This is a genomic window from Paracoccus wurundjeri (genome assembly GCF_030678915.1).
In the GTDB taxonomy this organism is placed as follows: domain Bacteria; phylum Pseudomonadota; class Alphaproteobacteria; order Rhodobacterales; family Rhodobacteraceae; genus Paracoccus; species Paracoccus onubensis_A.
Window position 1 is genome coordinate 39,243 of record NZ_JAUUTZ010000023.1, and the last position, 22,923, is coordinate 62,165.

24 protein-coding genes are annotated in these 22,923 nt (G+C 61.1%); 14 read left to right on the forward strand and 10 right to left on the reverse strand.

The features are described 5' to 3' along the window. Both Q0601_RS19020 and uxuA read left to right on the forward strand, forming a co-directional pair. Window positions 1-1,041 (forward strand): L-idonate 5-dehydrogenase, encoded by a 1,041-nt coding sequence (locus Q0601_RS19020; protein WP_305291489.1) that lies wholly within the window; start codon window positions 1-3, stop codon window positions 1,039-1,041. A gap of 97 nt (window positions 1,042-1,138) precedes the next feature. After that, entirely contained in the window at window positions 1,139-2,353 is a 1,215-nt protein-coding gene (gene uxuA, locus Q0601_RS19025; protein WP_305291491.1) for a mannonate dehydratase, read from the forward strand. A 5-nt stretch (window positions 2,354-2,358) separates the two neighbouring features. Here the strand turns inward: uxuA and Q0601_RS19030 are convergent, their stop codons facing one another. Then, a complete protein-coding gene (locus Q0601_RS19030) occupies window positions 2,359-2,826 on the reverse strand; it encodes an Lrp/AsnC family transcriptional regulator (RefSeq protein WP_305291493.1) in 468 nt (155 codons plus the stop codon). Beyond that, window positions 2,823-3,278: an Lrp/AsnC family transcriptional regulator gene (locus Q0601_RS19035; RefSeq protein WP_305291495.1), complete on the reverse strand. Its 456-nt coding sequence runs from the start codon at window positions 3,276-3,278 to the stop codon at window positions 2,823-2,825. Before Q0601_RS19035 ends, Q0601_RS19030 begins: the two co-directional genes overlap by 4 nt. Window positions 3,279-3,405: 127 nt before the next feature. Between Q0601_RS19035 and ilvC the strand changes: the two genes are divergently transcribed. Further along, window positions 3,406-4,428, forward strand: a complete 1,023-nt coding sequence (gene ilvC, locus Q0601_RS19040; RefSeq protein ID WP_305291497.1) for a ketol-acid reductoisomerase — start codon at window positions 3,406-3,408, stop codon at window positions 4,426-4,428. 65 nt (window positions 4,429-4,493) lie between these two features. Here ilvC and Q0601_RS19045 read toward each other — a convergent pair whose 3' ends face one another. The 4 genes from Q0601_RS19045 to def (Q0601_RS19060) form a co-directional block, all read right to left on the reverse strand. Then, window positions 4,494-5,129: a DUF1109 domain-containing protein gene (locus Q0601_RS19045; protein ID WP_305291498.1), complete on the reverse strand. Its 636-nt coding sequence runs from the start codon at window positions 5,127-5,129 to the stop codon at window positions 4,494-4,496. Beyond that, complete coding sequence (locus tag Q0601_RS19050) at window positions 5,126-5,689, reverse strand: sigma-70 family RNA polymerase sigma factor (protein WP_305291499.1); 564 nt, start codon at window positions 5,687-5,689, stop codon at window positions 5,126-5,128. The genes Q0601_RS19045 and Q0601_RS19050 overlap by 4 nt, the downstream gene beginning before the upstream one ends. Window positions 5,690-5,808: 119 nt before the next feature. Then, complete coding sequence (def, locus tag Q0601_RS19055) at window positions 5,809-6,318, reverse strand: peptide deformylase (protein WP_305291500.1); 510 nt, start codon at window positions 6,316-6,318, stop codon at window positions 5,809-5,811. Between the two features lie 126 nt (window positions 6,319-6,444). After that, window positions 6,445-6,969, reverse strand: a complete 525-nt coding sequence (gene def / locus Q0601_RS19060) for a peptide deformylase (protein ID WP_305291501.1) — start codon at window positions 6,967-6,969, stop codon at window positions 6,445-6,447. Between the two features lie 83 nt (window positions 6,970-7,052). Between def (Q0601_RS19060) and Q0601_RS19065 the strand changes: the two genes are divergently transcribed. After that, window positions 7,053-8,237, forward strand: a complete 1,185-nt coding sequence (locus Q0601_RS19065) for a MalY/PatB family protein (protein WP_305291502.1) — start codon at window positions 7,053-7,055, stop codon at window positions 8,235-8,237. Next, entirely contained in the window at window positions 8,234-8,782 is a 549-nt protein-coding gene (locus Q0601_RS19070; protein ID WP_305291503.1) for a L,D-transpeptidase family protein, read from the forward strand. Before Q0601_RS19065 ends, Q0601_RS19070 begins: the two co-directional genes overlap by 4 nt. Window positions 8,783-8,788: 6 nt before the next feature. Here the strand turns inward: Q0601_RS19070 and Q0601_RS19075 are convergent, their stop codons facing one another. Both Q0601_RS19075 and Q0601_RS19080 read right to left on the reverse strand, forming a co-directional pair. Continuing rightward, entirely contained in the window at window positions 8,789-10,297 is a 1,509-nt protein-coding gene (locus tag Q0601_RS19075) for a multicopper oxidase family protein (protein ID WP_305291504.1), read from the reverse strand. 79 nt (window positions 10,298-10,376) lie between these two features. Next, the gene (locus Q0601_RS19080; RefSeq protein WP_305291505.1) at window positions 10,377-10,916 is read right to left on the reverse strand and encodes a hypothetical protein; all 540 of its coding nucleotides are present in this window, start codon (window positions 10,914-10,916) and stop codon (window positions 10,377-10,379) included. Between Q0601_RS19080 and Q0601_RS19085 the strand changes: the two genes are divergently transcribed. From Q0601_RS19085 to Q0601_RS19110, 6 genes are all read left to right on the forward strand, one after another. Then, the gene (locus tag Q0601_RS19085) at window positions 10,915-11,874 is read left to right on the forward strand and encodes an acetyl-CoA carboxylase carboxyltransferase subunit alpha (protein ID WP_305291506.1); all 960 of its coding nucleotides are present in this window, start codon (window positions 10,915-10,917) and stop codon (window positions 11,872-11,874) included. The genes Q0601_RS19080 and Q0601_RS19085 overlap by 2 nt on opposite strands. Before the next feature lie 93 nt (window positions 11,875-11,967). Then, window positions 11,968-12,933, forward strand: a complete 966-nt coding sequence (locus Q0601_RS19090; protein ID WP_305291507.1) for a helix-turn-helix domain-containing protein — start codon at window positions 11,968-11,970, stop codon at window positions 12,931-12,933. Between the two features lie 131 nt (window positions 12,934-13,064). Further along, on the forward strand, window positions 13,065-14,591 hold the full coding sequence (adh, locus tag Q0601_RS19095) for an aldehyde dehydrogenase (RefSeq protein ID WP_305291508.1): 1,527 nt from the start codon (window positions 13,065-13,067) through the stop codon (window positions 14,589-14,591). A 154-nt stretch (window positions 14,592-14,745) separates the two neighbouring features. Further along, complete coding sequence (locus Q0601_RS19100; protein ID WP_305291509.1) at window positions 14,746-15,075, forward strand: DUF779 domain-containing protein; 330 nt, start codon at window positions 14,746-14,748, stop codon at window positions 15,073-15,075. A gap of 59 nt (window positions 15,076-15,134) precedes the next feature. After that, window positions 15,135-16,052 carry an N-acetyl-gamma-glutamyl-phosphate reductase gene (gene argC, locus Q0601_RS19105; protein ID WP_305291510.1) on the forward strand — a complete coding sequence of 306 codons (918 nt, stop codon included), beginning with the start codon at window positions 15,135-15,137 and terminating at the stop codon, window positions 16,050-16,052. Window positions 16,053-16,295: 243 nt separating this feature from the next. After that, entirely contained in the window at window positions 16,296-17,201 is a 906-nt protein-coding gene (locus Q0601_RS19110; RefSeq protein ID WP_305291511.1) for a DMT family transporter, read from the forward strand. 184 nt (window positions 17,202-17,385) lie between these two features. Here the strand turns inward: Q0601_RS19110 and Q0601_RS19115 are convergent, their stop codons facing one another. Then, window positions 17,386-17,628: a hypothetical protein gene (locus Q0601_RS19115; RefSeq protein ID WP_305291512.1), complete on the reverse strand. Its 243-nt coding sequence runs from the start codon at window positions 17,626-17,628 to the stop codon at window positions 17,386-17,388. Window positions 17,629-17,723: 95 nt separating this feature from the next. Further along, entirely contained in the window at window positions 17,724-17,900 is a 177-nt protein-coding gene (locus Q0601_RS19120; RefSeq protein ID WP_305291513.1) for a hypothetical protein, read from the reverse strand. Window positions 17,901-18,017: 117 nt separating this feature from the next. On the opposite strand from Q0601_RS19120, the gene Q0601_RS19125 reads away from it, so the two are divergent. The 3 genes from Q0601_RS19125 (at window position 18,018) to Q0601_RS19135 (ending at window position 22,830) form a co-directional block, all read left to right on the forward strand. Next, on the forward strand, window positions 18,018-18,923 hold the full coding sequence (locus tag Q0601_RS19125; RefSeq protein ID WP_305291514.1) for a LysR family transcriptional regulator: 906 nt from the start codon (window positions 18,018-18,020) through the stop codon (window positions 18,921-18,923). Window positions 18,924-19,013: 90 nt separating this feature from the next. Next, window positions 19,014-21,131: a hydantoinase/oxoprolinase family protein gene (locus Q0601_RS19130; protein WP_305291515.1), complete on the forward strand. Its 2,118-nt coding sequence runs from the start codon at window positions 19,014-19,016 to the stop codon at window positions 21,129-21,131. Next, window positions 21,124-22,830 (forward strand): hydantoinase B/oxoprolinase family protein, encoded by a 1,707-nt coding sequence (locus Q0601_RS19135; protein WP_305291516.1) that lies wholly within the window; start codon window positions 21,124-21,126, stop codon window positions 22,828-22,830. The genes Q0601_RS19130 and Q0601_RS19135 overlap by 8 nt, the downstream gene beginning before the upstream one ends. Window positions 22,831-22,923: the final 93 nt, after the last annotated feature.

Genomic DNA, 22,923 nt, shown 5'->3' on the forward strand with positions numbered 1-22,923 from the left:
ATGACCGACTACGCCTGCCGCCTTCATGCGGCCCATGATCTGCGCGTCGAACAGGCTCCGGAAATCGCGCCGTCCGAGGGAGCGGCGATCATCCGTGTCGCGCGCGGCGGGATCTGCGGATCGGATCTGCATTATTATCACCATGGCGGATTTGGTGCCGTGCGCGTGCGCGAGCCGATCATTCTGGGACATGAAGCCGCAGGAGTGGTCGAATCCGCGCCCGAAGGCTCGGGCCTTGCGCCCGGGCAGCTGGTGGCGCTGTCGCCCTCGCGCTCCTGCGGGACATGCGCGTTCTGCCGGGCGGGCCAGGAGCGGCATTGTCTGGAGATGCGCTTCAGCGGTTCGGCCATGCGGCTGCCGCATGAGGATGGGCTGTTCCGTAGCCGGCTCGCCCATCCCGCAACGCAATGCCTGCCCCTGCCTGAAAACATCACCGCGGCGGCGGCGGCGGGGGCCGAGCCGCTGGCCGTCTGTCTTCACGCCTTGTCTGTCGCGCCTTCGCTTGAAGGGCGGCGGGTCCTGATCACCGGCGCGGGACCGATCGGCGCGATCTGCACCGCGCTGGCCCGGCTGCGCGGCGCGGCAGAGATCATCGTGACCGATGTGCAGGATTTTACGCTGGGTATCGCGGAAAAGCTGGGCGCGGACCGGGTGGTCAATGTCGCCGAGACATCTGACGGGTTACAGGATTACGGCACCGGCAAGGGCCGGATCGATGTGGTTCTGGAATGTTCGGCCAATCAGCATGCCATTGCGCAGGCCGTCGCCCTGCTGCGGCCACAGGGCACGATGGTGCAGATCGGCGTGGGCGGGGATACACCCCTTCCGCTGAACCTGATTGTCAGCAAAGAGTTGCGTCTTGTCGGAACGCATCGCTTCGACAGGGAATTCGCCGATGCCGTGCGCATGATTGGCGCGGGCGAGATCGACCTGTCGCCGATCGTGACGCAGGTGCTGCCCGCACAGGAGGCGGTGCGGGCCTTTGATCTTGCCGGGGACCGCATGCAGGCGGTGAAGGTGCAACTCGATTTCGAAGGTTAAGGCCGGGGGCTTTGCGCCCCCGAACCCCCGCAAGGTATTTCAACAAAGAAGAAGGGCGGCCTGCGGTAGGGTCGCTCAGTCCGCTCAGGAGAACGAGATGAGGCATACATGGCGATGGTTTGGTCCGAAGGATCTGGTTTCGGTCGATGATATGATGCAGGCGGGCGTGCGGGGCGTGGTAACCGCGCTGCATCACGTTCCGACCGGCACGATCTGGACGCCCGAAGAAATCGCGCTGCGGCAGGAGCAGATCTCGGTCATGAAGGACGGCGCGGCTTCCGGCCTGAAATGGGAAGTGGTCGAAAGCCTTCCGGTCAGCGAGGCGATCAAGACGCAAAGCGGCGACTGGCAGGCGCATATATCCAGCTGGATCGCCTCGATGCGGAACCTGCGGGATGCCGGAATCGAGGTGATCTGCTATAATTTCATGCCGGTGCTGGACTGGACCCGCACCGATCTTGCCTGGCGCCGGCCGAATGGCGCGACCTGCATGCGCTTCGATTTCATCGATTTCGCCGCATTCGATATTCACATCCTTCAGCGAAAAGAAGCCGCCGGGGAATTTCCCGAAGAGATCCGCGAAGAGGCCGCCCGCCGTTTCGCAGCAATGAGCGAGGCACGGCGCGCGCAGCTGGCCGAGAATGTGGTCTGCGGCCTGCCCGGCGCGGCAGAGCATTTTTCCTTGCAGGATGTGCGGGATCTTCTGGAAAGCTATGCGCCGGTCACGGATAAGGTCCTGCGCAGGAATTTCCACGATTTTCTGGAACAGGTCGCGCCGGTCGCGCAGGAAATCGGTGTCCGGCTGTGCTGCCATCCCGACGATCCGCCGTTCGGTTTGCTGGGTCTGCCCCGCGTCATGTCGACCGAGGCGGATTATGCCGAGCGCATGGCGGCGGTCGATCTGTCCGCGAACGGGATCACGCTTTGCGCGGGTTCGCTTGGCGCCCGGCCCGATAACGATCTGGTCGGGATGATGGAGCGGTTCGGCGCACGGGTTCATTTCGCGCATCTGCGCAATGTCCGGCGAGACAGCGACGCGATCCGCGGTTCGTTCTTCGAGGATGAGCATCTTGGCGGGCAGACGGATATGGTGGCGCTGGTCGCCTCGATCCTGCGCGAGGAAGAACGGCGGCGGAAGGCGGGGCGCGAGGATGTCCTGATCCCCATCCGGCCGGATCACGGACAGGATATCCTTGACGATCTGGGACGGGGCGGCCAGCCGGGTTATCCCGCGATCGGGCGCCTCAAGGGGCTGGCAGAGCTTCGCGGGGTCGAAATGGCCCTGAGCCATACCGCCATCCGGCAGGGCTGACCCGCTTAGCCAAGCGCGCCCAGCGGACCGGGCAGCCGTTCCTCTGACAGCATCACATTTGCCTCAACCTGCCCAACGCCGGGCAGGGTCATGATGCGGCGGCGCAGGATACGCTCGAAATCGCTGATGTCCCGGGCGATGATCCGCAGGCGGTAATCGAACTGCCCCAGCACATGCTGGACCGTCTGCACCTCGGGGATGGCGGTGACGGCGCGTTCGAATTCATCCAGCGAGGTGCGCCCCTTGGCGGCAAGGCGCACGCCCAGAAAAACCGTCACGCCGAAGCCCAGCGCGGCGTTGTCCACCACCACGCGCCGCCCGGCAAGAATACCCGATTCGCGCAGTTTGCGGATCCGCCGCCATGCCGCCGATTGCCCGATACCGACACTGCGCCCGATCTCGGCCGCGCTTCGGGTCGCGTCTGCCGCCAGAATGCGCAGAATCGCCAGATCGGTCTGGTCCAGCCCGCTCATAGGGCCAATTCCGCGCTGTCTTTGATGGTCGAGACCAGCATCAGGGCATCGCTGTCGGAAACATGCGGCAAGGTCAGGATCCGGTCGCGGTAGATCTGCTGCCAATGCGCCATATCGCGGGCAATCACCGACAGACGCAGATCGACGCTGCCCAGGAATGTCTGGATTTCGGTGACTTCCGGCACCTCGCGCGCGGCGGCGATGAATTCGTCGAATGCGCGGGGATCCGTCTTGTCCAGGGTGAAGCGCAGACTTACCTCGACCTCCCAGCCGAGGGCGCGCCAGTCTACACGGTTCTGAATCGCCGGGATCACGCCCGCCTCGCGCATCCGCTCAAGCCGCCGCCACAGGCTTGCCGTGGTCACGCCCGCCCGCCGGGCCAGAACGGCATTCGGTGCGTCCGGATCGGCAAGCAGATGTCGCAATATGCGCCGATCGCTCATATCGGGCATGAATTTTTCCAATTACTCACCTGTATGGCATGAAAATTATCCAATGATGCCATAATTCGAGAAAAATGAACATCCCTGCCGTTACTCTGGGTCTATAACCCGATCATCAGACAGGAAAGGACCAGATATGCGCGTTTACTATGATCGTGATTGCGATGTGAACCTGATCAAGGACAAGAAGGTGGCGATCCTCGGCTATGGCAGCCAGGGTCATGCCCATGCGCTTAACCTGCGCGACAGCGGCGCCAAGAATGTCGTGATCGCCCTGCGCGAGGGCAGCCCCTCGGCGGCCAAGGCCGAAGCGGAAGGGCTGAAGGTGATGGGCATTGCCGAGGCCGCCGCCTGGTGCGACCTGATCATGTTCACCATGCCGGATGAATTGCAGGCAGAAACCTACCGCAAACATGTCCATGACAATCTGCGCGAAGGTGCTGCGATTGCCTTCGCCCACGGGCTGAATGTGCATTTCGGCCTGATCGAGCCGAAACCGGGCGTCGATGTGATCATGATGGCTCCGAAGGGTCCCGGCCACACGGTACGCGGCGAATATGTCAAGGGCGGCGGCGTTCCCTGCCTTGTTGCCGTGCATAACGATGCCTCTGGCAAAGCCATGGATCTGGGCCTGTCCTATTGCTCGGCCATCGGCGGCGGACGTTCGGGGATTATCGAGACGAATTTCCGCGAGGAATGCGAAACCGATCTGTTCGGTGAACAGGCGGTACTGTGCGGCGGTCTGGTCGAACTGATCCGCATGGGCTTCGAGACGCTGGTCGAAGCCGGGTACGAGCCGGAAATGGCCTATTTCGAATGCCTGCACGAGGTCAAGCTGATCGTCGACCTGATCTATGAGGGCGGCATCGCCAACATGAATTACTCGATCTCGAACACCGCTGAATATGGCGAATATGTCAGCGGCCCGCGCATCCTGCCCTATGATGAGACCAAGGCGCGGATGAAGGCGGTACTGCGTGATATCCAGTCCGGCAAATTCGTCCGCGATTTCATGCAGGAAAACGCCGTCGGGCAGCCGATGTTCAAGGCGACGCGCCGTATCAATGACGAGCATCAGATCGAACAGGTCGGCGCGAAACTGCGTGAAATGATGCCCTGGATCAGCAAGGGCAAGATGGTTGACCGCAGCCGCAACTGATCATGGAAAAGGGGGCTTCGGCCCCCTTTTTTCTGGCAGTCAGATAAAACGTTAACCGCCCGCCACTACCAGCGAAGCAGCCGTCTGCCCGCAATCGCACCGATCGCGCCGACGATCAGTATCCCCAGACTGTACCAGACCAGAAAGAACAGCGGCGCATCTTCATTGCAATGCAGGGCATAGATAGCCGCAGCGAATCCCCCCACCGCCAGACCTGTGCAGGCCCCGCTCAGCCCGGGTGCAGGGCTTGCCCCGTCCCGCAGCACCCAAAGCGCAGTCCCCAGGGGCAGAATCGAAATGCCGATAATCGAGGTCAGGCAAACGACGCGCGAATTGCCCCGAATACCCGGCATAAGCTGGTCAGCGGGGGTTCCCATGATCGACAACAGCAGCCACAGCGCCGCCGCCGCTCCGACCGCAGCCGCGGTCCACAGAATGGGAACCCGCAAGGTGACCGGGCGGGTCAATGCCATCGCGGCAAGCAGCGCCGGTATCGCGCTTCCCAGCGGCAGCACCCATTTCATCGCTGTGACCGGAGTGGACATGGCTTGCAGCAGATCTTCACGAATGCCCAATATCAGCAGCGCAATAGCCGCCGCCGCCATTAGCCACAGCCCCGCCATTCCCAGAATACGCGGCGCGATCGGGCGCGGTGGCGTATCATCAAAGGCAAGCACAGGGATCAGTTGATCGGTTCTCATAGCCCTTCCTCCCGGCGGATGGCGGCAAGACGTTTCAACGCGCGATGCAGCGCCACGCGCAGCGCCCCCGGGGCAAGTCCAAGACGGCGGCCACATTCATCATTTCCGTGCCCATCCAGCGCAAGACAGCGCAGCAATGCCGCGTCGCGTTCCGGAAGGCGATCGATCAGCGTTTCGGCGTCACGGCTTTCCATCGGATCGGTTTCGGGTTCCGCCTGAGGCAGATCCGCGAATGCGTCGACCGGCATCGAGATTTCCCGGCCATTCCGCCGAAAGGCGTCGATCACCTTGTGCCGTGTGATCGCATAAACCCATGGGCGTAGCGGCAATTCGGGATTCCAGGTCCCCCGCTTCAGATGAATCGCCATCAATGTATCCTGCACGACATCCTCACACCAATCACTTCCCATGCCGGAGGCACGCGAACGAACAATCCCGCGCAATACCGGCGCCATTTCCGCCAACAGCCGCCGATAGGCCGCGGCATCACCATGCAGGGCCGCCCGCATCAATTCCGACCAGTCGGATTTATGTGCCGACACGGTTTTTTCGTCCTGCATCTCTCAAACCTAACTTACGTTACCTGCACCAATATCGTTACGCATGATGTCACGAAAACGGCCGCACTCACAAACAGGTGATATCGCTTGGCCGGCTTCCGACCGCGGATCGTGCCGGATTACCGGGCATTCCGCCGCGCCAGCTTGACCGATTTCTGCACTAAAAGCTTGCGGCGCAAAGGCGACAGGTGATCGACGTAAAGCCGCCCGTTCAGATGGTCGATCTGATGCTGTACGCTGGTCGCCCAGAGCCCGATGAAATCCCGCTCTTCCGTTTCCCCGGTATCGTTCATGAAACGCACCGTAACCGCCCGGGGCCGCTCGATCCGGGCGAAAACGCCGGGCAGGTTCGGGCTGGCCTCGTCGTGGCTGCGCAGCTTCACGCTGGCATGCAGGATCTCGGGATTGGCCATCCGCACCGCTTCCCGACGGGTCTGCGACGCGTCCACAACCGCAAGCCGCAGCATGATCCCGATCTGGGGCGCGGCCAGCCCGACTCCGGGCATTGCCTCCATCGTCTCGATCATGTCGTCCCAGATCATCCGCACCGTCTCGGTCACCGCCTCGACCGGCTCGGCCGGGATATGCAGGCGGCGATCCGAATATGGCAGGAAAGCCCGGACTGTCATCCACCGCACCTGTCATCAGCCGGAAGCCCGATCTGCTTTTCTTTCATCCCGATATCCCGGGACGTGGGGCAAGGCCCTGGCCGCCGCAGAGCGCAGTTCCGACGCATCCCCGCGGAACCCCCATCCTTAGCCACGCACCCGTTCCCGCTTGAGCTTGACCATCTTGCGGGTGATCATCTGCCGCTTGATCGCCGAGAGATAATCGATGAACAGTACCCCGTTCAGGTGATCCAGCTCATGCTGGGCGCAGGTCGCCCACAGCCCGTCGAACTCCTGTTCGTGGCTCTTTCCGTCCAGCCCGAGCCAGCGCATCTTCACCTGCGCGGGGCGGGTTACCTCGGCATATTGTTCGGGAATCGACAGGCAACCCTCTTCATGGACATTCTTTTCCTCGGATTCCCATGTCACCTCGGGATTGATCAGCACCATCGGCTGCCGCTCGGCCTCGGGGTCGCGATTGGCATCCATGACGAACATCCGTTGCAGCACGCCGATCTGCGGCGCGGCAAGTCCGATGCCCGGCGCTTCATACATCGTGGCAAGCATATCGCTGGCCAGCGCCTCGATCTCGGGCGTGACGCGGGCAATGGGTTCCGCAAGCTTTTTCAGCCGCGGATCGGGATGGATCAGGATCGGTCTCAATATCGTCATGGCCTTGCATTTAGGGCAAGGCTTCACCTTCCGCAACAAGCAGCGTATGCATGGCACAAAACGCGATATCAAGGGAGCCCGCCATGACACGACCCGATTTCGACGAGGTGATAGACCGCATCGGCACGCATTGCTCGAAATGGGACGATATGGAGGCGCATTATGGCGTCGCCCCGGGCGAAGGCGGCTTGGCGATGTGGGTGGCGGATATGGATTTCCGGCCGCCAGCCGCCGTCCAGCGCGCCGTCGAAGCAACCGCTACGCATGGCATCTATGGTTATCCCGGCGCGAATGCTCCCTATCTCGAAGCGATCCGGTGGTGGATGGCGAACCGCCACGATTGGCAGATCGAGACCAACTGGATCCTGACCTGCGCCGGGCTGGTCAATGGCGTGGCCATGGCGCTGGATGCCTATACCGCCCCGGGCGACGGCGTCATCGTCATGAGCCCCGTCTATCACGCCTTTGGCCGCGTGGTCCGGGCCAGCGGGCGCGAATTGGTGGAACTGCCGCTGGCGCAGGAAAACGGCCAGTACCGGATGGACTGGAGCCGCTGGGAAACCATGCTCAGCGGCAATGAAAAACTGCTGATCCTGTGTTCGCCTCATAATCCCGGCGGCCGCGTCTGGAGCGAAGAAGAACTGCGCGAGGTCGCCGATTTCTGTACCCGCCACGACCTGATTCTGCTTTCCGACGATATCCATTGTGATCTGGTCATGCCGGGACATCGCCACCGCATGATTGCCGCCCTCATTCCCGAGATCCGCGACCGGCTGGTGACACTGACCGCCGCAACCAAAAGCTTCAATATCGCCGGTGCCCATATCGGCAACGCGATCATCGCCGATGACGATCTGCGCGGCAAATTCAAGGGCGCCCTGATGGCGCGCGGTATCTCTCCGGGCTTGTTCGGCATGGATATGGTCACCGCAGCCTATTCGCCCGAGGGCGCGGAATGGGTGGATGCCCTGACCGCCTATCTCGACGGCAATCGCCGGGTTTTCGATGACGGGGTGAACGCCATTCCCGGCCTGTGCTCGATGCCCTTGCAGGCGACCTATCTGTCATGGGTCGATTTTTCGGGCACCGGGATGAGCACCGCCGAATTCACCGCCCGCGTTCAGAACTCTGCCCGTATCGCTGCCAATCACGGCACGAGCTTCGGTCAGGGGGGCGAAAATTTCCTGCGTTTCAACATCGCCACGCCGCGTGCCCGCGTGACGCAGGCCGTCAAACAATTGCAGGACGCCTTCTCCGATCTGCAATGAACCTGCTGGCGCGCCTCTTCTCGGGGCTGACGCTGATCGCGGTGATCTTCGGGATATGGGCGATATTGCTGCCGCAGCGCCCAGGCCCGACCGACCGGGTCGCGCCGCAGGAAACCGCGTTGAACGGACCCGTCACCCGTATCCTGATCGAGAAATCCGCCCGCCGCATGACGGTTTTCCGGGACGATGCGGCGCTAAAGACCTATCGTATCGCGCTCGGCTTCGCACCCGAAGGCGACAAGCGCCGTGAGGGCGACGGCAAGACGCCCGAGGGGATTTTCCGCATCGATCGCCTGAACAGGCAAAGCGCTTATCACCTGTCGCTGGGGATCGATTATCCGCAAACCGGACACCGCACCCGCGCCGCCGCCAAGGGTCTTGATCCCGGCGGCGACATCTTCATTCACGGACAGCCGAACCAGTTGCCAGAGGGCATCACCCTGCCGGGTGACTGGACCGCCGGATGCATCGCCATCTCGAACATCGAAATCGCCGAACTTTTCGCGGCGGCATCCGTCGGCACCAGGGTCGAGATCCGGCCCTGACCGGTCTCAGGTTGACGCAACCGCGAATTCCGTCATCATGCCCATTTCCAGATGCGGCATATGATGGCAGTGCAGCATCCAGCGCGCGGCCTCGCCCGCATCCAGCGCAACCGTCACCATCGCCATCGGCGGCACATAAACCGTGTCGCGCCTTGCGCCACTGATCCGCTGCCCGTTGATATCCACCACCTGAAAGACATGTCCATGCAGATGCATCGGATGCCCCATCATCGACATATTGTGGAACGTGACCTCGACGCGTTCACCGGATTGCGCCTCGACCGGGATATGCTCGCCCCAGGTCTTGCCCGAGATGGTCCAGCGATATGGCTGCATCGAACCGCCAAGCATCAGCATATGACTGCGCTGCACATCGCGGGTGGGTAACGGCGCAAGTGCGGCCAGCCGTGTTTCCTGGGCAAGATCGACGTCAAAGGCCGGCGCGGCCTCTGACGCCAGAATATCCAGCTTCGTCACCCGGGCTTCGCTTGTGGCAAGGATCAGCCCGGTACGCTCGCGCGCGCCTTCCCGCAACGCAAGAACCGGCCAGACTCCGGCGCCGGACAGATCAAGATCAAGATCCAGCCGCTGTCCCATGGCAAGGCCGAACCGCGACCCAGTGACAGGTTCAACCGCATGACCATCCACCGCGATCAGCGATGCCTCGACCTTACCGGTATCGATCCAGAAAACCGTCGCGGCCGAAGCGTTTATCACGCGCAGGCGCACCCGCCCGTCACGCTCGACCCGCACCACCTCCGGATCGGACAAGGTGCGGTCATTCGCAAGATAGGCATCCCATTCGTAATCATTCAGATCCATATCCTGCATGTTCATCCCCTGCATGGGCATGTCATGTTCTTCTTTCGCCGCCGTCCCGGGCATCTCCATCCCGCCGTGGTCCATACCGGACATCGGCGGCTTCCGCTCCGTCGCATGGCCGCCATGATGGCCGTTGCTCTGGGCATGACCGCCCGCGATCTCCTCAAGCACCTCTGCCGGTGATTTGAAGGCGAAGTCATGCAGGAACATCACCACTTCCTGACGATCCGCGGCAAGATCCTCTTCGCTGCGCACGATCAGCGGCGCGGCAAGAAGCCTCATTTCCTGCATGGGGATATGCGCATGCATCCAGAAAGTTCCCGGAAGCGTGGCATAATCATAACTTCGGGTTTCGCCGGGCTTCAATGCGGGCATCGGCATATCGGGGACGCCGTCCTGCTTATTCGGGGGGATTTGGCCGTGCCAGTGAATCAGGGTCGGATCGGGCAGATCATTCGTCAGATCGACCCTGAATCTCTGTCCGGGATCAAGCGTCAACCCCTGCCCCGAGGGACCTTCAAGGCCCCAGACCGTCGCGGCCCGGCCATTTATGTCAAGCACCCGGCTGGTGGCAACAAGGCGCGTCGCGGGGCCCGTCTTGGGTGTCTGCCCCATGCCGATGCGCGGAAATTGTGCAGCCGCAGTGGCTGCAACACTCGCGGCAAGCAAGCCGCGTCTGGTAAAATAGGTCATATCTGTCTCCGATAGAAACGGGAAACTCGGTTCCCGTCTGAAAATCCTGGGAAATACACGTCACAGGGGACGCGAGGTTTCAAAGAGACAGGGGTTTCGGCGGCGGATCGCTGACCGGCAAAGACAGCCCGCGCGCAACCGTCGCCGGCGGAAAATCATGAATTCCTGCCGCAAGCTCCGCGACGGGAACGGCCTCGTCAGCCGTCAATCCCGGGCAATTCCACATGCAACAGCTGCTGCTGGTCGGGCACTTGATTCGATGAGAGTTATGATCGCTTATCGAATCACGTGCCCCGTCATCGCTGGCGACATGATCATGGGTCGTAATCGACTGACCCGACATCTCGGGCATTATATCCTGTTGCACCTGTGCGAAAGACATATCTGCGGAATGCACCGCAACCTGAAGCGGTGCAAAGCCAAGCAACAGAAAAAACATGATCGAAAAAATCTTCCGCCACATGCGGAACAGATAACCCCACCCAATCTCTTTGCCAAGAGCGGCAGCCTGCCGTTCAGCCCCGCGCATGGCCGGGATCATATTCGCCGCGTTGCAATTCGCCCGCCCTGCCCGCATATAGGGGGCGCAAAGCGAACAAGCCCGGAGCATATTGCGCATGGTCTATCTCGATTTCGAAAAACCGCTGGCCGATGTAGAGGGCAAGGCCGAAGAACTTCGCGTCATGGCCCGGAAATCGGAAGATGCTGTGGATGTCGAAAAAGAGGCGGCCGCGCTGGACAAGAAAGCCGGCGATTTGCTGAAAGATCTGTACAAGAATCTGGATCCATGGCGCAAAACGCAGGTTGCCCGGCATCCCGACCGGCCGCATTGCCGCAATTATATCGAGATGCTGTTCACCGAATTCACACCGCTGGCCGGTGACCGCGCATTCGGCGACGACCATGCCGTAATGGGCGGCCTCGCGCGTTTCAACGATGCCCCATGCGTGGTGATCGGCCACGAAAAAGGCCATGATACGCAATCACGCATCCATCACAATTTCGGCATGGCGCGGCCGGAAGGTTATCGCAAGGCGATCCGCCTGATGGATCTGGCCCATCGCTTCGGCCTGCCGGTCATCACCATCGTCGACACGCCCGGCGCCTATCCCGGCAAGGGCGCGGAAGAACGCGGCCAGTCCGAAGCCATTGCCCGCTGCACGCAGAAATGCCTTGAAATCGGCGTCCCACTGGTCAGCGTCATCATAGGCGAAGGCGGCTCGGGCGGGGCGGTAGCATTCGCGACCGCCAACCGGATCGCCATGCTGGAACATTCGATCTACTCGGTCATCTCGCCAGAGGGCTGCGCGTCGATCCTGTGGAAGGATGCCGAGAAGATGCGCGATGCAGCGACGGCGCTGCGCCTGACCGCACAGGATCTGAAGAAACTCGAAGTGATCGACAGGATCATCTCTGAACCTCTGGGCGGCGCTCAACGCGACCCCGGCGCCGCGATCGGGGCGGTCGGTAGCGGCATTCAGGCCATGCTCGAAGAGCTTGCGGGCAAGAAACCGGCGGAACTGATTAGTGATCGGCGGCAGAAATTCCTGTCGATGGGTTCGAAATCGCTGGCATAAGGATGCCGGCGAAGCTGCCCTGAACGGCTCCAGACAAAAATCGCAGAGGTTTCCCGCAGGATTTGTTATACTCTTCCCACCGGGAGGAGAATCATGACCAGTCGAAGCCACGCCGATATTGTGGCCGAGCAATCGCGATCCAATTCTGCGACATCCGCCCTTGCCGCGTCATGGCGGCGGTCGATGATGAAACATGGCCTGGATCCGGCCGACAGGCACCGGCCGGAACGGTTGTCATGTTCCGAACTCGCCATCCGCCGTCAGTCCATGGAACATTTCCTGAATGTCGCCGGCCCGCAGATCGACCAGCTTTACAATCTCGTTTGTCTCTCGGGCTGCAACGTCCTGCTGACCGATGCCGATGGCGTCGTATTGGATCAGCGGGTGAATGACGCGGATGCGACCCAGTTCCGGGAATGGGGATTGTGGCAGGGTGTCGACTGGTCCGAAGCGGTTCAGGGAACCAATGGCATCGGCACATGCCTTGTCGAGGAGCGGCAGGTCACGATTCACCGGAACGAACATTTTCATACCAGAAACACCGCCATGTCCTGCATGGACGCACCGATCTGGGGGCCGGATGGCCGCCTGCTTGCGGCGCTGGATGTCAGCTCTGCCCGCGCGGACCAAACCGAGCGTTATAACCGGCTGATCTCGGCGCAGGTCGCCCAGACCGCGCGCGCGATCGAGGCGATCTTCTTCCGCGCCAGCTTCCCCGACGCGCGGATCGTGGTGGCATCCGGCGACGGGATATCCGGTGACGGCACGGGCGCGGCCACACTTCTGGCGGTGGACAAGGACGATCTTGCCATCGGCGCTACCCGTGCGGCCCGGCGGGCATTGGGGCTTGAACGGGAAGGCGCGATCCGCCCCCGCCCCGCCGCCGATTTGCTGGGGCGCGAGGATGAGCTGTCCGGTTTCGACAAGGCAGAACGCGCCGCGGTTGCCCGCGCATTGGCGCGCGCGGATGGCAATGTCTCGGCGGCGGCCCGTGCGCTTGGGATCGGCCGCGCGACCATGTACCGGCGCATGGCCCGGCTGGAACTGGGCGAAAAATAACCACGACTGTCTCACTGGTGAGACAACTCGGGACAGTGTCACCGCGCGGGCGATTGCCTGAGGCCCCTGCTTCTCCAATCCTGCCCGCATACCCGGATGGGGAGTCCGGGATGTGTCAAAGGAGGACGACAATGCCAAACGATCAGACGCATGAATTCAAGGGCGTGGGCGTGATGCCCTTCGCCAAGCGCTATGACAATTTCATCGGCGGGAAATGGGCCGCGCCGAAATCGGGCAAGTATTTCGTCAACACCACCCCGATCACCGGCGGTGAAATCGGCGAAATCGCCCGCTCGAACGCCGATGATATCGAGGCCGCGCTGGACGCGGCCCATGCCGCCAAGGACAAATGGGGCCGCACCGCCCCGGCCGAACGCTCCGCCGTGCTGCTGAAGATCGCCGACCGGATGGAGCAGAATCTCGATCTGCTGGCCACCGCCGAGACATGGGATAACGGCAAGCCTATCCGCGAGACAATGGCCGCCGACCTGCCGCTTGCCATCGATCATTTCCGCTATTTCGCCGGTGTTCTGCGCGCACAGGAAGGCGCCCTGTCCGAGATCGACGACGATACCGTTGCCTATCACTTCCACGAGCCGCTGGGCGTGGTCGGCCAGATCATCCCGTGGAACTTTCCGCTGCTGATGGCCTGCTGGAAACTGGCTCCGGCACTGGCGGCGGGGAACTGCGTAGTGCTGAAGCCGGCCGAACAGACCCCGGCGGGCATCATGGTCTGGGCTGACCTGATCGGTGATCTGCTGCCTCCGGGCGTGCTGAACATCGTCAACGGCTTCGGGCTGGAGGCCGGCAAGCCGCTGGCATCGAACCCCCGCATCGCCAAGATCGCCTTTACCGGCGAGACGACGACGGGCCGTCTGATCATGCAATATGCCAGCGAAAACCTGATCCCGGTGACGCTGGAACTTGGCGGCAAATCGCCGAACATCTTCTTTGACGACGTGGCACGCGAGGATGACGATTTCTTCGACAAGGCAATCGAGGGTTTCGTGATGTTCGCTCTCAATCAGGGCGAAGTCTGCACCTGTCCGTCACGCGCCCTGATCCATGAATCGATCTATGATAAATTCATGGACCGCGCCCTTGCCCGGGTGAAGGCCATCAAACAGGGGGACCCGCGCGAGGCGGATACGATGATCGGCGCGCAGGCCAGTTCCGAGCAGAAGGAAAAGATCCTCAGCTATTTCGACATCGGCCGTCAGGAAGGCGCCGAAGTGCTGACCGGAGGCAAGGCCGCCGATCTGGGCGGCGATCTGAGCTCTGGTTATTACATCGAGCCGACGGTCCTGAAGGGCAATAACAAGATGCGGGTTTTCCAGGAGGAAATCTTCGGCCCGGTCGTGTCGGTAACCACCTTCAAGGATCACGAAGAGGCCCTGTCCATCGCCAATGATACGCTTTACGGGCTTGGTTCCGGCGTCTGGAGCCGCGATGCCAATACCTGCTATCGCTTTGGCCGCGCGATCAAGGCGGGCCGCGTCTGGACCAATTGTTATCACGCCTATCCCGCGCATGCGGCATTCGGCGGCTACAAGCAGTCGGGTATCGGGCGGGAAACGCATAAGATGATGCTGGATCACTATCAGCAGACCAAGAACATGCTGGTCAGCTACAGCCCCAAGAAACTGGGCTTCTTCTGAGAACCATGGCGGGGGCTTGCGCAGCCCCCGCACCCCCTGCGAGATATTTGTACAAAGAAGAAGAAGAAGAAGAAAGACAGCGGGCTTCTTCTTTGCATAAATACCTGAAAACCTGTTCGCACCAGCGAACCGAGCGTGGAGAAGGAGGCGCAAGATGTCCACAGTCACTGCCACATCCGAGGCGCTTCAGCTGATTGATGAGATCGTGGCGGATCACGGCCCCGTGCTGTTTCATCAGTCCGGAGGATGCTGCGACGGGTCTTCCCCGATGTGTTATCCGCAGGGTGAATTCAAGGTCAGCGAACGCGATGTGAAACTGGGCGAAATCGGAGGGGCGCCGTTCTATATCTCGGCCAGCCAGTACGAGGCCTGGAAACATACCGATCTGATCATTGACGTCGTGCCAGGGCGGGGCGGGATGTTCAGCCTTGATAACGGGCGGGAGAAACGGTTCCTTACCCGCTCGGAGATTTGCTCGATCTGAATGATTGTGATGCTGCCGGGTTATGCCTATAAGCGGGACGTTCCAACGGAGGTCCGGGCATGGCGCATAATGTATTTATCGACGGCGAAGCCGGCACGACGGGTTTGCAAATCCGCGAAAGGCTGGAAGCGCGCGACGATATCCGCCTGATCCAGATCGATCCCGCCCGCAGGAAAGAGCCTGATGCGCGGCGCGAAGCCTTTGCCGCGGCAGATGTGGCGATTCTGTGCCTGCCGGACGATGCGGCGCGCGAAGCCGTCAGGCTGTGCTCTGATCTGGATACACGGCTGATCGATGCCTCGACCGCGCATCGCGTGGATCCTGACTGGGTGTTCGGCTTTCCCGAGCTGGCCCCTGGGAACCGCACGCGGATCGCACAGGCCCGTTTGGTCAGCAATCCCGGTTGCTATTCCACCGGCTCGATCGCGATCATCGCGCCGCTGGTCGCGGCGGGATTGATCCCGGCGGACGAAGCGGTCTCGATCAACGCCGTTTCGGGATATACGGGCGGCGGCAAAAGCCTGATCGCGGAATATGAACGCGGCGAGGCTCCGGCGCATTTCATCTATGGGCTGACGCAGGTCCACAAGCATCTTCCGGAGATCATGCATTGGGGCGGGCTGACTGTGCAGCCGGTGTTCGCGCCTTCGGTCGGGAATTTCGCGCAGGGCATGGCCGTGCAGCTTCCGCTGCATCTGAACGACCGGCGCAGCATGGCGGATCTGCATGATGCGCTTGCCGGTCATTATGACGGCGCGCAGTTCGTAAAGGTTCTGCCGATGGATGAAAGCCGTGCGAGAATTGTGCCGACGGCGCTCAACCACACGAACATGATGCATATTTCGATTCAGGGAAATCGCGATGCGGGCTGCGCGACCATCGTGGCGGTTCTGGACAATCTGGGCAAGGGAGCGTCGGGCGCCTCGGTGCAGAACCTGAATATCATGTTGGGGCTGGACGAAGCGACCGGGCTCTGAGCAGCAAGGCGGGGCGGCGCGAAACCTATCGATGTGACGCGATAACTGCCTGATCCGGTTGTTCCCGGATTTCGTGACCGGCAGGCGGGATGCGTCGCAAGCCGATGACGCGGGTATCGATCCCTGAAATCCCTATAGGGGCGTCATCGTCGCAATATGATTCCACGCAAATGATGGAAGCCCTTCCGGGATTTGATTCATGATGATATGGCAACGAAATATCGCTTATGGTGAAGGTGACGAATGACCAGTTCGCACGGTCGGGGTGGCTCTGCCTGGAACCTTCAGGGCGCGATGTGCATGATCCTGGCGATGGGCTGCTTTGCCCTTGAGGATGCGTTCCTGAAACAGGCGGCGGCAAGCCTGCCGATAGGTCAGGTGCTGCTCTCCTTCGGCATCCTTGGATTTCTGACTTTTTCCGCGCTTGCCGTGCGGGTGGGTGAAAAGCCGCTGTCGAATTCCATGTTATCGCCGGTGATGTTGTCGCGCTCGGCATTCGAGGTGACGGGACGGCTTTTCTTCATGCTGGCCATCGCCCTTACCCCTCTTTCCACCGCTTCGGCCATTCTTCAGGCTGCGCCATTGGTCGTCATTGCGGGGGCGGGCGCCTTTTTTGGCGAAAAGGTAAGTCTTCGGCGCTGGCTTTCCGTGTTTGTCGGCTTTGCCGGAGTCGTGATGATCCTGCGCCCCGGAACCGATGGATTCAGCCTTTTGTCGCTGCTTGCGGTAATCGCGACGCTGGGCTTTGCGGGCCGGGACCTGGCGACCAGAGCCGCACCGCAATCGATGTCTCATCGTCAGCTTGGCGTCGCGGGGTTTCTGATGCTCATCATTTCGGGGATGATCGCCCTGCCCTTCGGTTCCTGGCCCGAATGGCCGTCTGCCAAGGCGGCCATATGTCTGTTTGCGGCCACGACCGCGGGCGTGGTTGCTTATACGGCACTGACTATCGCCATGCGTACGGGCGAGATCGCCGCGGTGACGCCATTCAGATATACACGATTGGTCTTTGCCATGATCGCGGGAATTCTGCTCTTCCAGGAGCAGCCCGATCTATGGACCATCCTTGGCTCGGGAATCGTGATCGTCTCTGGATTATTCGCATTGATGCCGCCGAGCCGGGGTGCCAACCCGGGTCGGGCACGATAATCCCCGGCATGATGTTATCAAACTGATGCACTGAACGGCCGGTACGAACCGCTGCTTTTAAATGGGCGGTAGTTTTATATAAGCCCTGCGAAACACTGTCGGACCGTCGGGCCGCAACCAACAACAAACCCGCCCCATTTACAAAACGGGACGGATCCGGATTTCAGACGGTTTCAACGCCCGATTACATTGCCTTTTGTTTTTGGCCTTCTTGCAAACAATATGCATCGGCAGTTTTCACAGACATGTTGTCCGGGCGATCGATCGAGCGATCCCAGCTGACGATGTCTTTCGTGTACAATTGGCAAACAATCTGACCCTGCGGCGTATCAACCGTTACCGGAGTCGATTCATATTGCTTAGGATCCAAGGAACAGGCGGCAAGCGCTGCGATTCCGACGGTAACAAAAGCGAGCTTCTTCAACATAAAATATCCCCCGTAAAAGTGGTTGAATACCACTACGTTTATAACGCCTGAGTCAAGTATTATCCGATGCTGTCAGGTACTTTCTGATTTAACAGTTAACGCAGGTTGTGCAAAATTTTCTGCTCTCGCCCAAAGGTTTCTTCCCAAGTGAAATCAAACTGCGCGGGCTTCGAATGCTGCATGCCGGGTATCCGGGCAGTTTTATCCACAGGCGGATTATTTCTCCGGTCGGTACGCCGGATATCGGCGATATGCCGGGTCGCTTCTTCCATGCCGGCCTCCCTGCCCCTAAGATCACAGTCATGCTGACGGCTCTGAACCGTCGGGCGCCTGCCCGCCGGGGCTCGTAATTGCCTGATATGGGGCCGAAAGCTGGAAGGATCGCGGGAATGTCACGCTTCAAACTGAATATCAAGCATATCGAGGCTTTTGTCGAAGTCGCCGATCTGGGCACTTTCCGCCGCGCCGCCGAGCGTTTGCACACGACGCAACCCAGTATCTCGAACCGCATCGCCCAGCTCGAAGGATATATCGGGCAACGACTGATGGAACGCGACGCCGGTTCGGTACGCCTGACCCCGCGAGGAGAGGCATTGCTGAATCCGGCACGGGCGATCCTTGAAGCCGCAGATGCATTTTTGGCGGCAGTCGATGACGATACCCGCTTCGAGGGAATGCTGCGCCTTGGCGTCAGCGAGTTGATCGCCCATACATGGCTGTCCCGGTTCCTGATGGAAATGCGGGAACGCTTTCCCGGTATCGATATCGACCTGACTGTCGACATGAGCGCGAATCTCAGCAAGGCCCTGTTCGACAGGTCGCTGGATCTGACGATCCAGAATGCACCTTTCGACCGGTTGGCCGGAGGAACCCTGCAACTGGGAAGAAGCGCGCATTGCTGGGTCGCGGCGCCGGGTCTGTGTCTGGCCGGCAGGCCCATCTCGGCACGGGAACTCGCGGCACAGCCTATATTGGCCCATGCGCGGACGTCGCAGGCTTACAAGCAGATAGGCGATCATTTCCGCAATCAGGGGCTGAGGCTGCGGCTGATGTCCTTGTCTTACATGGGAACCTGTCTGCAAATGGCATTGAACGGGCTGGGCGTCGCATGTCTGCCTGTCGCGATGCTGGAGGATGTGTTGACCAAAGGGAAACTGGTGCGTGTCGATTACCCGTGGATTCCCGACGATCTGGTGTTCTCGGCCCGCTACCTTCTGGATCCCGCGCCGACATGGCTGAAGGAAGCGGTTCAGATCGCGCAGCGCATTTTCCCACCCGAAAGCGGTACAGGATAACATATTCGAATAGTATTTATCAGAATAAAGAATTTTTTCATTATACTTCTTCTGCCCTAAGCTCGCTGAACAGCTGACAACGAGGAAGCGATGACGAAAACTCTGACACGTCTTGGCGTCGATATCGGCGGCACCTTTACTGATGTGGTGCTGGAGATCGGCCCGGAGCGGCATTCGACCAAGGTGCTGACCACCTATGCCGCGCCGGAAGACGCGATCGTCGAGGGGATGCATCGCGTCTGCGCCAAGGCCGGAATCGCGCCCGACCAGATCGGGCAGATCATTCACGGAACGACACTGGCCACCAACGCCCTGATCGAGCGGCGCGGAGCCAAGACCGCATTGATCACGACCAAGGGCTTTCGCGATGTGATCGAGATGCGCACCGAAAGCCGGTTCGAGCAATATGACCTGAACCTTGTCCTTCCCGAGCCGCTTCTGCCCCGCAACCGCCGCCATGTCGTGACCGAGCGTCTGGATGCGGATGGCAATGTGCTGATCCCGCTGGATGAGGCCGAAGTCGAAACGCTTGCCGATGATCTTGCCGCCGCAGGCTATGAAAGCATCGCGGTCGGCTTGCTGCATTCCTATGTCAATGACGCGCATGAACGCCGGATCGCAGAGATCCTGTCGCGTAAGCTGCCGGATGCGATGATTTCGATCTCGTCCGAAGTCTCGCCGCAGATGCGCGAATATGAACGCTTCAACACCACCATCGCGAATGCCTATATCAAGCCGCTGATGAAATCCTATCTGACCCGTCTGGCGCAGCGCCTGCGGGATGAGGGCGCGGATTGCCCGGTTTTTCTGATGCATTCGGGCGGCGGTATCATCGACATCGCCACAGCGGCCGAATTCCCGGTGCGGCTGGTGGAATCCGGTCCGGCAGGCGGCGCGGTATTCGCCGCCGATATCGCCGCGCGGCACGGGCTGGATAAGGTGCTAAGCTTCGATATGGGCGGCACCACTGCCAAGATCTGCCTGATTCAGAAGCAGGTACCGAAAACCGCGCGGGTTTTCGAGGTGGCGCGAAGCTATCGCTTCAAGAAAGGCTCGGGCATGCCGATTTCAATCCCGGTGATCGACATGGTCGAGATCGGGGCCGGTGGCGGCTCTCTGGCGCATGTCGATGCGCTTAATCAGATTCGTGTCGGCCCGGAAAGCGCCGGATCGGAACCCGGTCCCGCCTGCTATGGGCGGGGCGGCACCCGTCCCGCCGTGACCGATGCGGATCTGGTGCTGGGCAAGCTGGATCCGGCCAATTTCGCCGCCGGAACCATCCCGCTATATCCCGACAAATCCGCCGGCGCATTAACTGAAACGCTGGGCAAACCGCTGTCGATGGATGTGACCGAGGCCGCATGGGGGCTGGCCGAGGTGGTGGACGAGAATATGGCCAATGCCGCCCGCGTCCATGCCGTCGAGAATGGCGAGGATATCAGCGAATACACGATGATCGCATTCGGCGGCGCCGCGCCGCTTCACGCCGGACGGCTATGCGAGAAGCTGGGGATCTCGCGCTGCCTGATCCCGCAAGGGGCTGGCGTCGGCTCGGCCATCGGTTTTCTGCGCGCGCCCTTCAGCTTCGAAGCTAATCGTTCGGTCTTCATGAAGATGAACGGTTTCGATACGGCGGCGGTCAAACAGCTATTCGCCGAGATGGAAGAGGAAGCAAAAAGCTTTGTCCGCGGCTGCGATGCGAAAGCCGAGATCAGGACCGAACATAAAATCTACATGCGGTATTCCGGTCAGGGATGGGAAGTTCCCGTCCTGCTGAATCAAGCGGATATATCCTCGCCCGATCCGGAACGCTATCTGGCACATTTTCAGGAAGAATACAGCAAACTCTTCGGCCGCCCGGTCGAGGGGCTGGGCGTGGAAATCACCGTCTGGGCCGTCAACGCCTTTACCGAGCCGGATATCTCGGATCCGGTCGAACCGGCCTCGCAGGGCGATGCGGCGCAGGTCAGCGGGCAGCGCGACCTGTTCGATGCCGCGCGGGGACAGATGCTTGGGGCCGGGGTGGTGCAGCGCGGTGATCTTGCGCCCGGCCAGCATGTTACCGGCCCGGCGGTCATCACCGAGGATGAGACGACGATTGTCCTGCCCTCCAGTCAGGAACTGATTGCCCAGCCGGATGGCACACTGGATATCCGGGCCATCACAGCCGCATCGCAACGCGACGAAAAAGGAGCCGCCAATGTCTAAGGTCGGAAAAGTCGCCAGTCAGGTGATGTGGAACCGCCTGATCTCGGTGGTCGAGGAACAGGCGCAGGCCCTGATCCGCACCTCGTTCTCGACCAGTGTGCGAGAGGCCGGAGATCTGTCGGCGGGCGTCTATAACGAGGCGGGCGAGATGCTGGCGCAGGCCGTCACCGGAACGCCGGGCCATGTCAACGCCATGGCCGACGCCGTGGCGCATTTCATCCGTCGCATCGGCCGCGACAACATGTTCGAGGGCGACGTCTATATCACCAACGATCCGTGGGAAGGCACCGGCCATCTGCATGATATCACCGTCGTCTCCCCCTCTTTCCATCAGGGGCAACTGGTCGGCTTCTTCGCCTGCACCGCGCATGTCGTCGATATCGGCGGGCGCGGCTTTGGCGCGGACGGAAACTCGGTCTATGAAGAGGGGCTGTATCTGCCGGTCATGAAACTGATCGAGCGGGGCGAGGTCGATCAGACCCTGATCCGCATCATCCGGGGCAATGTCCGCGCGCCCGACATGCTGGTCGGCGATATCTACGCGCTTGCCACCTGCAACGAGGTCGGGCATCGCCGTCTGATCAACATGATGCAGGAGTTCGGGCTGTCCGACCTGTCCGACATCTCGCGCTTCATTATGGAAAATTCCCGCCGCGCCACGCTTGAGCGGATCAATGCCCTGAAACCGGGTACGGCCAAGGGCCATATGCAGATCGACGGTTTCGACAAACCGATCGATCTGCATGTCAGCCTGTCCATCGAAAAGGACCGGATCGTGGCCGACTGGGCCGGGACTTCAGGCGTGGACAAGAAGGGCATCAATGTGCCGCTGGTCTATACCAAGGCCTATACCTGCTATGCCCTGAAATGCGCCATCGCACCGGAAATCCCGAATAACGCCGCCTCTCTGGCACCTTTCGAGATCACCGCCCCCGAAAACAGCATCGTCAACGCGCTGCACCCCGCGCCGGTCGCGCTGCGCCATATCATTGGGCATATGGTACCGGATACGGTCTATGATGCGCTCGACAAGCTGCTGCCCGAAACCGTCCATGCCGAAGGCGCAGGCAGCCTGTGCAATTTTCAGGTCTCAACCCGTCCGCGCAGTGACGCGCCCGCGCCAAAAGAAGCCCTGCGGGCAGAGGTACTGGCCTTCAATTCCGGCGGCGCCGGGGCGCGGCCCGCGCTTGACGGGCTGAACGCCACAGCCTTTCCGTCGGGCGTGATGACAATGCCGGTCGAGGCGACCGAACAGGTCGGCCCGGTCATCTTCTGGCGCAAGGAGTTGCGGCCCGACTCAGGCGGCGCGGGCCGGTTTCGCGGCGGTCTGGGCCAATATATCGAGCTGGGCGCACGCGAAGGCCACGAATTTGACTTTCAGGCAATGTTCGACCGAGTCGATCACCCCGCCCGGGGACGTCGCGGCGGCGGATCAGGCGCGCCGATGACAATCGCGCAGGATGACGGCACTGCGATGCGTGGCAAGGGCAAGCAATTCGTGCCGCATGGCCGCAAGGTGATGATGGGCCTGCCCGGTGGCGCGGGCTATGGCGCCCCGGCCGAACGCGCGCCCGAACTGATCCGCCGCGACCTTGCACTTGGATATATCACCGCCGATTTCGCCCGCGAACATTACGGGCTGAACGATCGGGATATCGAGGAAGTCATATCGAAAGCGAAGCTGGGCGAGACCATCTGACGGAAGCGCCCGGCCTGTTTACGCAACACCAAGAAAGGAGATATCGCGGCGGAACGGAGGCAGAATAGCGGATTTACAGCGAAACCGCCCTGC